Source organism: Acidovorax sp., from assembly GCF_047607405.1.
Taxonomy (GTDB): Bacteria; Pseudomonadota; Gammaproteobacteria; order Burkholderiales; family Burkholderiaceae_C; genus Acidovorax.
Genome location: NZ_JASGDA010000048.1, coordinates 1 through 13481, shown reverse-complemented (window position 1 = coordinate 13481; position 13481 = coordinate 1). Strand labels below are relative to the sequence as shown.

11 protein-coding genes are annotated in these 13481 nt (G+C 63.1%); 2 read left to right on the top strand and 9 right to left on the bottom strand.

What is annotated here, in order from left to right; genetic code table 11:
- Positions 1-2 precede the first annotated feature (2 nt).
- Together QM569_RS06040 and QM569_RS06035 are read right to left on the bottom strand one after the other, a co-directional pair.
- Entirely contained in the window at positions 3-419 is a 417-nt protein-coding gene (locus tag QM569_RS06040) for a hypothetical protein (RefSeq protein WP_414986323.1), read from the bottom strand.
- A gap of 70 nt (positions 420-489) precedes the next feature.
- Positions 490-2445: an ABC-F family ATP-binding cassette domain-containing protein gene (locus QM569_RS06035; protein ID WP_414986322.1), complete on the bottom strand. Its 1956-nt coding sequence runs from the start codon at positions 2443-2445 to the stop codon at positions 490-492.
- Positions 2446-2594: 149 nt separating this feature from the next.
- On the opposite strand from QM569_RS06035, the gene QM569_RS06030 reads away from it, so the two are divergent.
- Positions 2595-2906 (top strand): type II toxin-antitoxin system ParD family antitoxin, encoded by a 312-nt coding sequence (locus QM569_RS06030; RefSeq protein ID WP_414986321.1) that lies wholly within the window; start codon positions 2595-2597, stop codon positions 2904-2906.
- Positions 2897-3238, top strand: a complete 342-nt coding sequence (locus QM569_RS06025; protein WP_414986320.1) for a type II toxin-antitoxin system RelE/ParE family toxin — start codon at positions 2897-2899, stop codon at positions 3236-3238. The genes QM569_RS06030 and QM569_RS06025 overlap by 10 nt, the downstream gene beginning before the upstream one ends.
- A gap of 8 nt (positions 3239-3246) precedes the next feature.
- On the opposite strand, the gene QM569_RS06020 is transcribed toward QM569_RS06025, so the two are convergent.
- The 7 genes from QM569_RS06020 to dapC all read right to left on the bottom strand — a co-directional run bounded on the left by QM569_RS06020 (position 3247) and on the right by dapC (position 13382).
- Positions 3247-6024, bottom strand: coding sequence for a DEAD/DEAH box helicase family protein (locus tag QM569_RS06020; RefSeq protein ID WP_414986319.1), 2778 nt, complete (start codon positions 6022-6024; stop codon positions 3247-3249).
- 10 nt (positions 6025-6034) lie between these two features.
- Positions 6035-7822 (bottom strand): site-specific DNA-methyltransferase, encoded by a 1788-nt coding sequence (locus tag QM569_RS06015; RefSeq protein ID WP_414986318.1) that lies wholly within the window; start codon positions 7820-7822, stop codon positions 6035-6037.
- A 254-nt stretch (positions 7823-8076) separates the two neighbouring features.
- Positions 8077-8949 (bottom strand): 50S ribosomal protein L3 N(5)-glutamine methyltransferase, encoded by an 873-nt coding sequence (prmB, locus tag QM569_RS06010; RefSeq protein WP_414986317.1) that lies wholly within the window; start codon positions 8947-8949, stop codon positions 8077-8079.
- The gene (gene dapE / locus QM569_RS06005) at positions 8946-10121 is read right to left on the bottom strand and encodes a succinyl-diaminopimelate desuccinylase (protein ID WP_414986316.1); all 1176 of its coding nucleotides are present in this window, start codon (positions 10119-10121) and stop codon (positions 8946-8948) included. Before dapE ends, prmB begins: the two co-directional genes overlap by 4 nt.
- A gap of 11 nt (positions 10122-10132) precedes the next feature.
- On the bottom strand, positions 10133-11296 hold the full coding sequence (locus tag QM569_RS06000) for a PilT/PilU family type 4a pilus ATPase (RefSeq protein ID WP_414986315.1): 1164 nt from the start codon (positions 11294-11296) through the stop codon (positions 10133-10135).
- Positions 11297-11328: 32 nt separating this feature from the next.
- Positions 11329-12162 (bottom strand): 2,3,4,5-tetrahydropyridine-2,6-dicarboxylate N-succinyltransferase, encoded by an 834-nt coding sequence (gene dapD / locus QM569_RS05995; RefSeq protein ID WP_414986314.1) that lies wholly within the window; start codon positions 12160-12162, stop codon positions 11329-11331.
- 11 nt (positions 12163-12173) lie between these two features.
- Positions 12174-13382 carry a succinyldiaminopimelate transaminase gene (gene dapC / locus QM569_RS05990; protein ID WP_414986313.1) on the bottom strand — a complete coding sequence of 403 codons (1209 nt, stop codon included), beginning with the start codon at positions 13380-13382 and terminating at the stop codon, positions 12174-12176.
- Positions 13383-13481 lie beyond the last annotated feature (99 nt).

Below are 13481 nucleotides of genomic sequence, written 5' to 3'. Positions count from 1 at the left end.
GATCAGCCCTTCTTCGCGGCGCCGCGCGTGCGCTTTGCTTTTGCGGCGGCGGGCGCCGGAGCTGGCGCCGCAGAGGGCTTGCGCGTGCGGGCGGGTCGTGGGGCTGTGGGCGCGGCAGCGACAGCGACAGCGACAGGCGCATGACCCAGGGCCTGGTCGAGCCTGGCCTCGATGCGCTGCAGGGCTTCGGCCAGCGCCTCAACGTCCTTGCGGGTGGGTAGGTTGGCGCGGTGCAGGTAGCGCTCCAGCGCCTTTTCCAGCACCTGGTTCAGCCCGATGTTCAGTGATGCGAACTGGTTGAGCGAACGCACCACTTCGGGTGATTTCAGCACGCCTGTGCCAAGGTCGTTGGCCTCGTTTTCGATTTTCGTGAGCGCGTCGCGCCACATCTGGAAGGGGTCGGGAAAGGAGCTGGCCATGGCCTGTGTTGGGTGGTGGACGGTGTGTTGTTGTACCGCGCCCGCCACGGTTGCGCCCCTGGGGAAAGCCTTATTGCTCCAGCTCCTCAATGGTCGTTGACAGGCCCAGCCAGCGCTCTTCCAGCGCATCGATCTCGTCGCCGCAGGCTTTCAGGCGGCGGCCCGCGTCGGCGATGTCAGCGGGCGACAGGGGCTGCATCAGGCGTTCTTCGAGCTGCTGCCTTTGGGCCGTGAGCGCAGCCAGGCGCTGGTTGATCTGCTCGATCTCGCGCCTGAGCGGGCGGGTCTTCTCGGCCAGTTGCTGGCGCGCCTGGGCGCTGGCCTTGCGCTGCTCGGCGGCGTCTTTGGCGGGGGGGGCTGCCACCGGCACGGGCGCGGGGGCTTCCTCGGCAGCGCGCGCTTCGTCGCGCAGGCGCTTGGATTCTTCGAGCAGGTAGCGCTGGTAGTCGTCCAGGTCGCCGTCGAACGGCCCGACCACGCCCCGGCCCACCATCCAGAAGTCTTCGCACACCGAGCGCAGCAGCGCACGGTCGTGGCTGACCAGCATGACGGTGCCGTCGAAGTCGTTGAGCGCCATGGCCAGGGCCTCACGCGTGGCCAGGTCCAGGTGGTTGGTCGGCTCGTCCAGCAGCAGCAGGTTGGGGCGCTGCCAGACGATCATGGCCAGCACCAGGCGGGCTTTTTCGCCGCCGCTCATGGTGCCCACGGCCTGCTTGACCATGTCGCCGGTGAAGTTGAAGCTGCCCAGGTAGCTGCGCAAATCCTGCTCGCGGCTGGGCTGCTTGGCGTCCGGCCCCTGCTCTTTGGCGAGGCGGATCATGTGTTCCAGCGGGTTCTCGGCAGGGCGCAGCACGTCCAGCTCCTGCTGGGCAAAGTAGCCGATGTTCAGGCCCTTGCCTTCGGTGATGCTGCCGGCCAGCGGCTTCATGGTGCGCGCAATGGTCTTGACCAGGGTGGACTTGCCCTGGCCGTTGGCACCCAGGATGCCGATGCGCTGGCCCGCCAGCACCGAGCGGTTGACGCCCGTGAGGATGGTGGTAGGCGTGCCTTCTTCATCCACGTAGCCGAACGATGCATCACTGATGGCAAGCATGGGGTTGGGCAAGTTGGCGGGTTCCTTGAACTCGAAGGTGAACTCGGCCTCGGCCAGCACGGGGCCGATTTTTTCCATGCGTTCGAGCTGCTTGACGCGGCTTTGCGCCTGCTTGGCCTTGCTGGCCTTGGCCTTGAAGCGGTCGATGAACTTCTGCAGGTGGGCCATCTTCTCCTGCTGCTTGGCAAAGCTGGCCTGTTGCAGTTCGAGCTGCTGGGCACGCAGTTCTTCAAACTTGCTGTAGTTGCCGCCATAGCGGTTCAGCTCGCCCTGCTGGATTTGCAGGGTGACGTTGGTGATGGCGTCCAGGAACTCGCGGTCGTGGCTGATGACGATCATGGTGCCCGCGTAGCGCTTGAGCCAGGCTTCGAGCCAGACCAGGGCGTCCAGGTCCAGGTGGTTGGTCGGCTCGTCCAGCAGCAGCAAGTCGCTGGGGCACATCAGCGCGCGGGCCAGTTGCAGGCGCATGCGCCAGCCGCCGGAGAAGCTGTTGACGGGCTGGTCCAGCTCGCCCACGCGAAAGCCCAGGCCCAGGATCAGGGCCTGGGCGCGGGCCACGGCATCGTGCGCGCCCGCGTCGTGCAGGTCGGAATACGCATGGGCAATGGCCATGCCGTCGTCGCGGGCCTCGGCCTCGGCCAGTTGCTGCTGCACTTCGGCCAGGCGGGTGTCGCCCGCCAGCACGAAGTCGGTGGCCGACTGGTCGGTCTCGGGCATGTTCTGCGCCACCTCGGCCATGCGCCAACTGGTGGGGATGTAAAAGTCGCCGCCGTCTTCGTGCAGCTTGCCGCTGAGCAGCGCAAAAAGGCTGGACTTGCCCGCGCCGTTGCGGCCCACCAGGCCCACGTTTTCGCCGGGGTTGATGGTGGTGGACACGCTGTCGAGCACGACTTTGGTGCCGCGGCGCAGGGTAACGTTTTTCAGGGTGATCATGCGAAAAAAGAGGGGAAAGCCCCCGTAGATATTGCGCGAGAAGCTATTGTTTTAATAGTACACGGCGCATGCGATTGTCTCACTGCCGCCAGCGGTCCTAGACGGAAGTAATTGGCATAATCTGCCAAACCCTCTCAGGAGTAAAAGCCATGCCCACACGCAATGTCGTCATCACGGACCGCCAGGCTGCCTTCATTGAGCAACTGGTGAACGGCGGCGAATACCAGAACGCCAGCGAAGTGTTGCGCGAAGGTTTGCGGCTGGTAGAAGCGCGCCGCGCCGAGCACGCCGCCAAACTGCAAGCCCTGCGCGCAGCCGTGCAGGTGGGCATCGACAGCATGGACGCTGGGCGGTATACCGCCTTTGACTCGCCCGAAGCGTTGGAAGCACACCTCGATGCACTTGCCGACCGAGCCATTGCCGAGGCTGAAATGGAAATGGATGCAAAACAATGCGCGTGAAAGGCGCACACTGGAATGTGGTGCTGACACCCGATGCAGAAAGAGATTTTTTCGAGATTCTGCGCTGGACGCGAGCAAACTTCGGCGCACGGCAAACACAAGCTTACCGGGTCACGCTCAGAGAAGCCATCATGGTCTTGCATGACGGTCCCAGCACCCTCGGCGTGAGGCAACGTGACGACCTTGGCCCCGGCATTCACACCCTGCATGTTGCCCGCAACGGGCGCAAAGGCCGCCACTTCATCGTGTTCCGTGCCGGCGGCGGCCCGACCATCGACGTGTTGCGCCTGCTGCACGACAGCATGGAACTGAGCGCTCGTCTGGCGGAATAGGGCGGCAGTCATGGCGGCGCGACCAACTCTTGCAACGTCGTCGCCACCTTGTATTCCACGCCCTGCGCCAGTTTGAAGTGCGCCTGGCCGCATTCGATCTTCAGGTTCTCATCGCGTCGCCGATCAGCCTCCACCGTGCTGGACTTGGTCTCGGCGACGAAATACACCCGCGCATCGTTCTCGAACACCACCGCCCAATCCGGGTTGTAGGTGCCCAGCGGCGTGTTGATCTTGAACTTGCCCGGCAGCTTGAAAAAAAACCGCACGCGCTCATCGTTGGAGCAGTCCTGCGCGAAGCGGCTCTCCACATCGCTGTCGCTCAGTACGCAGTCAAAGGCATCGCCCAGCGGTTCTTTCTGCTCGTCGATGGGCTGCGCCTGCAACATGGTCTTGGCAACCGGCGCGGTCAGGCCGTCATTGGCAGGCGGATAGATGCTGCTCAAATAGGTTTCCGCCGTCTCGTCGAACAGCGCCATTTCGTAGCGACGGCCATTGATGGGGTGGTATTCAATGCCCCGCACCAGCAGCGCCTGTAAACAGGTCTGGATGGCGCTGACCGCCATGTCCAGAAACGCCTGCGGGTTCACCAGTAGTTCACCCAGCCGTCCAGACTGATCGAGGATGGCAAACAGCGTTGACCGCGACACATGCACGCGGTTCTGGATATAGGCGTACACGTCGGGGATGTGGGCAACACCCGCCCGCGCATCGCTTTGCCCCATGCCCGTTTCCACACCCTGCACGCCTTCTTGCGTCATCACGATCTTGGCCTTGCGGGCGCGCACCTGCGGCGGGCGCACCCTGGGGTATTGGTTCGTGTCGCCCAGCGCCTTGACGCAATCCACAATCAGTGCCGCTGTGTTCAGCTTGACGCTATAGCGTGTCTGGTAATTGATCTTCTTCCAGATGGCCTCAAACAATGCCTGGTCTTCTGCATTCAACGGTTTGCGCCGGATGCTCGCCTTGGCCCGCGCATTTTTTACGCGGCCTTGGAAGCTAACGCCCGTTTCCTCCTCGATCTCCTGCTGCAAGCTGCGGGCAAAGGCTTCGTAGCTTTCATTGGGAATCACGGTCAGCACATTCACCCGCTTGTCTTGCACGCGCTCGCCCTGTTGATTCACAGCCAGCCGCAGGCCGCGCCCGATTTCCTGGCGCTTCTTCAAGGCGCTGTGCGTTTCGTTCAGCGTGCAGATCTGGAACACATTCGGGTTGTCCCAGCCTTCGCGCAATGCGGAGTGGCTGAAGATGAATTGCAGCGGCTCATCCATGCTGAGCAGCCGTTCCTTCTCCTTCATGATGAGCGCGTAGGTGTCGTCGTCCTTGGCGATATTGCCCTTGGTGTCGATCCACACCGTTCTGGCCTTCGCGCCCTTGCCCTTCTTGTCGCCGGAGAAATAACCGTCATGCACGGCGCTCGCTGCGTGCGGAATCAAACCCGGATGGCGCCTGGCGTACTTGTCGAAGGCTTCCTCGAACCACACGGCGAACTTGCCCGGTGCCGCGTTGCCATCCTCGTCATAACCCCGGTAATTCGCCACCTTGTCGATGAAGAACAGCGAAAGCACCTTCACCCCAATGGGCTGCAAGTTCTTCAGCTTGGCAAAGTGCGCGGCCACCGTGCGCTCGATCTGAAAGCGCATCACATCATCCGTCAGCCCGCCTTGCTGCTCATGCAGCCGCAGCACCCGCCCGCCAGAAAACTCCACTTCGCCAACATCCGCGCGAATCTCGTTGAGGATGTAGCCATCGGCATACACATCGCGCTGTTTCGACTTGGCATGCAGGTCGTCACCCAGCTTCAGCGAAATCTCCTTGCGCTTGACGCCAGCCTTTTCGTTCACATCCACGCGCACCCTGGCGGTAATGCCCTTGGGCTTGGCGTCGATACTCAACAGTTCGATGAATGCCGCGTTGTGGTTGTCATCCGCCTGCACGCCATCCACCTCGATCTGCTTGACCAGCCCCAGGTCATACGCCTGCACCGGGTTCAGTGAATACAGCAGGTTGTAGGGGTTCTTGTGCGTGGCCGAATAACGCAGCGTACACAGCGGATTCAGTTCCACCAGCGCCCGGCGGCGAATATCCGTTTCAAAGTTCTGCGGCTCATCCACGATCACGATCGGGTTCACCGCCCTGATGTACTCGATCGGCGCAAACGCCCGTTCGCCCTTCTGGTTGATCTTGTTGCTGTCCTTGGTGAAGCTGTCGATATTGATGACCAATACAGAAAGCGCATCACTCTGCGCGAAGTGGCGCAAATCCGTCAGCCTGCCGCTGTCATACAGAATCGGCACGCAAGGCACATTCGCATAGTCAGCGGCAAAGTGATTGCGCGTGACGGCCAGGTTTTTCATCGTGCCTTCGCGGATCGCCACGCTCGGCACCACCACCACGAACTTCTTGAAGCCGTACAGCTTGTTCAGCTCATATACGGTCTTGATGAAGGTATAGGTCTTGCCCGTGCCGGTCTCCATCTCGATGGTGAAATTGAGCGGGCAGAACGTCTCCTTGCCATCGTCGGAGCGGGACGATTCCAGCGCCTGCGATACCGCCACGCCATTCGCCTTTTGCACCTCCTGCACGTTCGCCAGCAATTGCACATCCGACAGCCGCAGCGCATTGCCGATGCTCCCATCGGCGGCATATTCCACGCTGGCACTTTCGCTGGCGAGGGCAAAGTCGCTTTTGGCCAGCGGCTGGCCGTCGAACACCTGCACCACCGCCTGCACGGCGCGGGCCTGATAGTCCTGATGGGTGAATTGCAGTTGCATCATGTTTTTCGACATGGGCCGTTCCTCAAATCACCAACAGGCCAATATCCAGCCCTTTCAGCTCCAACTGCAAGTTGCTCAGCAGTTCATCGGCCTTGTCGCCCACGAAGCAGGAATTGAGCAGGATGACTTGCGCGGGCCTGGCCTTGACGATTTCATCCTTCAGCGCCTCGGTATAGGTATCAAAGCACAGCCACAACTGGCGGTCGTCGGGCATCAGCACGCGGTGGACGGTGGCGCCTGCTAGCGTTTTGGGTTTGCTGATGGCGTGTACGCCCAATGCGCCCAGGCCGTGCTTCAGCAGCAGCTCCGCGAGCATGGCGGTTTGCGCGTCGGTTTCTTGTGTGGGCTTGTCCGCTTTCTCTGCTTGCTGGAACAGAGCCAACTGGTCGCGCAAGGCAGCAGCATCAGCCACATCGCTGCGCCAGACCTTGAAGCTGGATGGGGCCAGCTTGAAATGCGCGCAGGCCAGATCAGCGGTTTTGTCCGGGTGTTCGGTTTTGAGCTTGGCGATCACCTTGTCAATGCGGGCACGGGTGATGTCGGCGATGGTGCGATAACCTGCTTTGTAGGCTTCGGTATCTTGCTCCAGCACTTCGGGCATTTGGACGCAGATGCACTGGCGATTGCCGCTGTCTTCGATATTCATCGCCATTACGGCCTGGGCGGTGGTACCGGAGCCAGCGAAGAAGTCGATGACTATTCCATCACTATTTTGTAAACACTGAGAAGCAAGAGATGAAATAAGCTGAATGGATTTTGGGTGTGAGAAATGCTTTCCACCAAGTAATTCTTGCAAATCTCTTGTACTTTGCGTATTGATCGGGGCAACCAAGGAATTAGTTACGCGATCTTCTTCCTTGGAAACCATCCATGTGGAAACTGGAACGGTATCGAATTTCGCCTCCTCCTTGAATCTTTTCAGCATTGGCCTGCCGTCGGGGTTTTTAGGGAAGATAACTCGACCCTCAGAAATTTTCTGAGCCATAGTTTTTCGACTATACGGCCAATACCTTCCCGATGGCGGAAGAAATTCATTTCCTGTTTCAGGATCTTTTATCGGATAAAAAACATCTCCACCTGCTTTTCCGGCGCTTAAATTGTCTGCTTTCCAAGGGCCGCGTGGATCATTGTCTGGATTGCTATAGCCTTCATATGTCCTTGCCATGCCGGCCAATTGAGTCTTGTTTTTCCCATAGCACAAGACGGATTCATGATCCACACTCACGCCATCTACTGAGTCAGTCGCGCCACTTCTTCTTTTCCAGACGAAAAATCCATAAAAATTCTCTGATCCAAAAATCTCATCACAAAGCAACTTCAAATTTGCCATTTCATTTTCATCAATGCTGATGAAAATCACCCCATCATCCCGCAATAGATTCCGCGCCAGATACAGCCGTGGATACATCATCGACAGCCATGCGCTGTGATACTGCCCGCTCTCCTTGCTGTTCTTCTTCCAAAGACTCTGCTTGTTGAGAAACCCCGCCTCGTTCCTCTCGCCAGTGCGCCGCTGGTATTCCTCCAGCGTCTCGGAATAGTCGTCGGGATAAACGAAGCTGTCGTTGCCGGTGTTGTACGGCGGGTCGATGTAGATCATCTTGACCTTGCCGTAATAGCTTTTTTGCAGCACCCGCAGCACTTCGAGGTTCTCGCCCTCGATCAGCATGTGCTGCGCCTGTGCCGGGTTGCCCGCATCGGGCAGCAGCGTGTGGCTGGTGGTTTTCTGGATTTCGCGCCGGGCGGCGGTCTTGCCTGCCCAGTTCAGTTCGTAATGCTCGGCGGGGGCAATGCGCTCTTGCCCCAGCACATCCTTGAGCCGCTCAAGGTCGATCTGGTTGTCGCTGACGACTTCGGGGACGGTCTGGCGAATCAGCGCCAGTAATTCGGCCCGACGCTGCGCTATCGCATCAGGGCTGAATCCGAGCGCATCAATGCCCTGCTGGGCTGCTGGGCTGCTGGGCTGCTGGGCTGCTGGGCTGCTGGGCTGCTGGGCATAATTATAATCAGTAACCTATTGATTTCAAAGGGTTTTTTGTTGTTTATTTCCCTGAAAAGGGGAGGTCAAAGGCTTTCGAGTGCTTGGCGAGTGACCAGCAGCACCTGGTCCTCGCCCGCGCTGGTTTCGAGCCAGAAGACCGGCAGTTGGGGGAAGGCGGCTTCAAAGTAAGCGCGTTCGTTGCCTATCTCCAGCACCAGCACGGCGTTTTCGCTCATGCGGGCGGGTGCGTCGGCCAGCAACTGGCGGATGAAGTCCATGCCGTCGTCGCCGCCTGCCAGGGCCAGTTCGGGCTCGGCGCGGTACTCCAGGGGCAGGGCGGCCATGCTGGCGGCGTTGACGTAGGGCGGGTTGCACAGGATCAGGTCCCACGGGCCGGGCAGGGCGGCCAGGCCGTTGGATTCCGCCAGGGTGATGCGGTCGCGCAGGCCGTGCTTGTCCACGTTGATGCGGGCCACGGTCAGGGCGTCGGGGGAGATGTCGGCGCCCGTGACCTCGACCTCGGGCCAGGCCATGGCGGCCATCACGGCCAGGCTGCCGTTGCCGGTACACAGGTCGAGCACGCAGCGGGTCTGGTCGGACAGGAAGTGGTCGATGCTGCCGTCGGCCAGCAGCTCGGCGATGAAGCTGCGCGGCACGATGGCGCGTTCATCGACATAGAAGGGCACGCCTTGCAGCCAAGCCTCGCGCGTCAGGTAGGCGGCGGGCTTGCGGGTGGCGATGCGTTCATCAAAAAGTGTAGCTACCTGCGCTTGCTCCACTTGGGCTACAGGCTGATTTTGTATCGAATCCAGGTCGCTGTCGAGCGGCAGGCCCAGGCGCCACAGCACCAGCCATGCGGCCTCGTCGTGGGCGTTGGTGGTGCCGTGCCCGAAGGAGACGCCCGCCTGCTCCAGCCGCCGCGCGCCGCTGGCGATCAGTTCTCCCAGCGTGGTCATGCTGCCGCCTGGGCGTTGAGGTTTTCGAGCGTGCGGCGGTAGATGTTCTTCAAAGGCTCGATGTCGGCCACGGCCACGTGTTCGTCGATCTTGTGGATGCTGGCGTTGGGCGGGCCGAGTTCGATGACCTGGGGGCAGATCTGCGCGATGAAGCGGCCATCGCTGGTGCCGCCCGTGGTGGACAGCTCGGTGGCGATGCCCGTTTCGGCGGCGATGGCGGCTTGCACGGCGCTGACCAGTTCGCCCGGCGTGGTCAGGAAGGGCTGGCCGCCCAGCGTCCAGCGCAGGTCGTATTCGAGGCCGTGGCGGTCCAGCACGGCGTGGACGCGCCGTTGCAGGCCGTCTGCCGTGGATTCGGTGGAGAAGCGGAAGTTGAAGTCGATGACCACCTCGCCCGGGATCACGTTGGTGGCGCCGGTGCCGCCGTGCATGTTGCTGATCTGCCAGCTCGTCGGCGGGAAGAAGGCGTTGCCCTGGTCCCAGTCGGTGGCGGCCAGTTCGGCCAGCGCGGGCAGGGCCTGGTGGATGGGGTTGCGGGCGAGCTGAGGGTAGGCGATGTGGCCCTGGATGCCGCGCACGGCAAGCCTGCCGCTCAGGGTGCCGCGCCGTCCGTTCTTGATCATGTCGCCGGTTTTCTCGACCGAGGTGGGTTCGCCGACGATGCACCAGTCGATCCTCTCGCCGCGTGCCTTCAACTGCTCGACCACGGCCTTGGTGCCATCGACGGACGGGCCTTCCTCGTCGCTGGTCAGCAGGAATGCGATCTGGATGCGCGGGTCGGGCGTGGCGGCGAGGAACTCCTCGACGGCGACGACGAAGGCCGCGATCGAGGTCTTCATGTCGCTGGCACCGCGCCCGTACAGCTTGCCGCCCTTGTGCGTGGGCACGAACGGGTCGCTGCTCCACTGCGCCAGCGGGCCGGTGGGCACCACGTCGGTGTGGCCCGCGAATACTACTGTTTTGATAGCTGCTGGCGCCTGTCCAGCAAGCGCTGGAGGCCGTTTTGACCATAAATTGCTGACGCGGAAATCCGCCGGGCCGCTGTCCATGCGCTCGTTGGCAAAGCCCAAGGGCGCCAGGCGCTCGGCCAGCAGGTCGAGGCAGCCCGCGTCCTCGGGGGTGATGGAAGGGCGGGCGATGAGCTGTTCGGCCAGGTGCAGGGTGCGGGACATCGGGAGAAGGATCAGGCGGCGGGTTTCACGTCCAGCACGATTTCGGTGAACGAAGGGGCATCGTCCGCAGCTTCGCGCGCCTCCTTCTGGGCTTTGGCGGCGTTGGCGGCCAGGGAGAAGTCGTTTTGCAGGCGCCACATCAGGTTGGTGGGCGAATCGGCGTAGGCCAGGCCCTCCTTGCGGTCGATCTTGTTGTCCATGATCAGGCGGGCCAGGGCCTCCTCGAAGGTCTGCGAGCCCTCGGCCATGGACTTTTCCATGGCTTCGCGCACGCCGGAGAAGTCGCCCTGCTCGATCAGCTCGGACACGAGCTTGGAGTTGAGCATGACCTCCACGGCGGGCATGCGCGTGCCCTGGGGCGAGCGCACCAGGCGCTGCGACACCACGGCCCTGAGGGCCGAGGCCAGGTCGCCCAGCATGGTGGGGCGCACCTCGACGGGGTAGAAGCTCAGGATGCGGTTGAGCGCGTGGTAGCTGTTGTTGCCATGCAGCGTGGCCAGCACCAGGTGGCCCGACTGGGCGTAGGCGATGGCGGCGGACATGGTCTCGCGGTCGCGGATTTCGCCGATCAGGATCACGTCGGGCGCCTGGCGCAGCGCGTTCTTCAGCGCCACCTGCAGCGACTGCGTGTCGCTGCCGATCTCGCGCTGGTTGACCACCGATTTCTTGTTCTTGAACTGGTATTCGACCGGGTCCTCGATGGTGAGGATGTGGCCGGTCAGCACCTCGTTGCGGCTGTCGATCATCGACGCCAGCGAGGTGCTCTTGCCCGAGCCCGTGGCGCCCACCATCAGCACGAGGCCGCGCTTTTCCATGATCAGCTCGCGCAGTATGGGCGGCAGGCCCAGCGTGTCGAACTCGGGGATCAGCTGCGAGATGAAGCGGATCACCACCGCGTAGCTGCCGCGCTGGCGCATGGCGCTGATGCGAAAGCGCCCCACGCCCGTCAGGGGCACGCCCATGTTCAGCTCGCCGGTCTCTTCCAGCTCCTCGACGCGGTCGGGCGGGACGATTTCGGACAGCAGGTTCTTGGGCGCGTCCGGCGGCAGGATCTGGTTGTTGATCGGCATGCACTCGCCGTTGATCTTGATCAGCGCCGGGGCGTTGGCCGACAGGTAAACGTCGGAGGCCTTTTTCTCTGCCATCAGGCGAAGAATCCGTTCCATCGTGCTCATGGTGTGTCCCTCCGAGGTTTGTAGTGGCTGCTTCAGTCGCGCAGCAGGTCGTTCAGGCTGGTCTTGGAGCGCGTCTGCGCGTCCACCGTCTTGACGATGATGGCGGCGTAGGTGCTGTAGTCCTGGCCGGTCTTGGTCTTCTTGGGCAGGTTGCCGCTGATGACCACGCTGCCCGCGGGCACGCGGCCATAGCTGATCTCGCCCGTGTCGCGGTTGAAGATGGGCGTGCTCTGGCCGATGTACACGCCCATGCCCAGCACCGAGTTCTCCTCGACGATGACGCCCTCGACCACCTCGGAGCGCGCGCCGATGAAGCAGTTGTCCTCGATGATGGTGGGGTTGGCCTGCAGCGGCTCCAGCACGCCGCCCAGGCCCACGCCGCCGGACAGGTGGACGTTCTTGCCCACCTGCGCGCACGAGCCCACGGTGGCCCAGGTGTCCACCATGGTGCCTTCATCGACGTAGGCGCCGATGTTCACGTAGGACGGCATCAGGATCGCGCCCTTGGCGACGTAGCTGCCGCGGCGCGCCACGGCGGGCGGCACCACGCGCACGCCGGTGGCCTTCATTTCGTCGGCGGACAGGTGCGCGAACTTCGTGGGCACCTTGTCGTAGAAGCCCAGGTCGCCCGATTGGATGAGCTCGTTGTCCTTCAGGCGGAACGACAGCAGCACGGCCTTCTTGATCCACTGGTGTACGGTCCACTGGCCCACGCCCTCGCGGGTGGCGACGCGCAGCTTGCCGGTGTTCAGCTCGGCGATCACGTGCTCGACGGCGTCCAGGATTTCCTTGGGCGCGGCGGACGGGGAGAGGCTGGCGCGGTTGTCCCAGGCGTTGTCGATGAGGGTCTGCAGTTGTTGGGTCATGTTGGTTGGGTTCAGGCGGTACGGGATTTCTGGATGAATTGCACGATGCGCAGCGCGGCTTCCACGCATTCCTCGGCCTCGGCCACCAGGGCCATGCGCACGCGCTGGGCGCCGGGGTTGCTGCCTTGCGCCTCGCGGGCCAGGTAGCTGCCCGGCAGCACCGTGACATTGTATTGAGCCAGCAGGGCGCGGGCGAACTCGGCGTCGGTCAGCCCCAGGGCGTCCGGCACCTTGGCCCACAGGTAGAAGCCCGCATCCGGCAGGGCCACGTCCATCACGCCCGCGAGCAGCGGCGTGACCTGGGCGAACTTCTTGCGGTACAGCGTGCGGTTGTCCGTCACGTGCTGCTCGTCGCCCCAGGCCGCGATGCTGGCGGCCTGCACCACGGGGCTCATGGCGCTGCCGTGGTAGGTGCGGTAGAGCAAAAAGGACTTGATCAGCGCCGCGTCGCCCGCCACGAAGCCGCTGCGCAGGCCCGGCACGTTGCTGCGTTTGGACAGGCTGGTGAACATGACCAGGTTCTTGAAGTCATGGCGGCCCAGCTGCTGCGCGGCCTGCAGGCCGCCCAGGGGCGGCCCGCCCTGGAAGTAAATTTCGCTGTAGCACTCGTCGGACGCGATGACGAAGCCGTGGCGGTCGCTCAGCTCGAACAGCTTCTGCCATTCCGCCAGCGGCATGACCGCGCCCGTGGGGTTGCCGGGCGAGCACACGAACAGCAGTTGCGTGCGCTGCCACACCTCGGCGGGCACGGCGTCCCAGTCCACCGCGAAGTTGCGTGCCGGGTCGCTGGGCGCGTACCAGGGCTGGGCGCCCGCGAGCAGCGCCGCGCCTTCGTAGATTTGGTAGAACGGGTTGGGGCAGACCACTATTGGCTGCCCCCGGGATGGGTCGATGACCGTCTGCGCGAACGCGAACAGCGCCTCGCGCGAGCCGTTGACGGGCAGCACCTGCGTGCCCGGGTCCACGGCCAGCCCGTAGCGCCTGCCGAGCCAGCCGGCGAAGGCTTCGCGCAGCCGGGGCTCGCCCGCGGTGGCCGGGTAGCTGGCCAGGCCGCCCAGGCTGGCGCAGAGGGCGTCCTTGATGAACTGCGGCGTGGGGTGGCGGGGCTCGCCCATGCCCAGGCTGATGGGGCTGAGGTTGGCGGGGGGCGTGACCCCGGCGAAGAGCTGTCGCAGCCGCTCGAAAGGGTAGGGCTGCAGGTGGGAGAGCAGGGGATTCATGGGGCGCCATTATCGGGCCAGCCCGCGTCGGCCTGGCGCGGTTCAGGGCGGCGCGCGGCGCTGGCGGGCCCGCTCCAAGGCCGCCGCGATGGCGGCCCG

What these genes read in the sequence shown, in the direction of transcription:
- QM569_RS06040 (WP_414986323.1), bottom strand. Translation starts at nt 419, where the DNA reads ATGGCCAGCTCCTTTCCCGACCCCTTCCAGATGTGGCGCGACGCGCTC.
- QM569_RS06035 (WP_414986322.1), bottom strand. Translation starts at nt 2,445, where the DNA reads ATGATCACCCTGAAAAACGTTACCCTGCGCCGCGGCACCAAAGTCGTG.
- QM569_RS06030 (WP_414986321.1), top strand. Translation starts at nt 2,595, where the DNA reads ATGCCCACACGCAATGTCGTCATCACGGACCGCCAGGCTGCCTTCATT.
- QM569_RS06025 (WP_414986320.1), top strand. Translation starts at nt 2,897, where the DNA reads ATGCGCGTGAAAGGCGCACACTGGAATGTGGTGCTGACACCCGATGCA.
- QM569_RS06020 (WP_414986319.1), bottom strand. Translation starts at nt 6,024, where the DNA reads ATGTCGAAAAACATGATGCAACTGCAATTCACCCATCAGGACTATCAG.
- prmB (WP_414986317.1), bottom strand. Translation starts at nt 8,949, where the DNA reads ATGACCACGCTGGGAGAACTGATCGCCAGCGGCGCGCGGCGGCTGGAG.
- dapE (WP_414986316.1), bottom strand. Translation starts at nt 10,121, where the DNA reads ATGTCCCGCACCCTGCACCTGGCCGAACAGCTCATCGCCCGCCCTTCC.
- QM569_RS06000 (WP_414986315.1), bottom strand. Translation starts at nt 11,296, where the DNA reads ATGAGCACGATGGAACGGATTCTTCGCCTGATGGCAGAGAAAAAGGCC.
- dapD (WP_414986314.1), bottom strand. Translation starts at nt 12,162, where the DNA reads ATGACCCAACAACTGCAGACCCTCATCGACAACGCCTGGGACAACCGC.
- dapC (WP_414986313.1), bottom strand. Translation starts at nt 13,382, where the DNA reads ATGAATCCCCTGCTCTCCCACCTGCAGCCCTACCCTTTCGAGCGGCTG.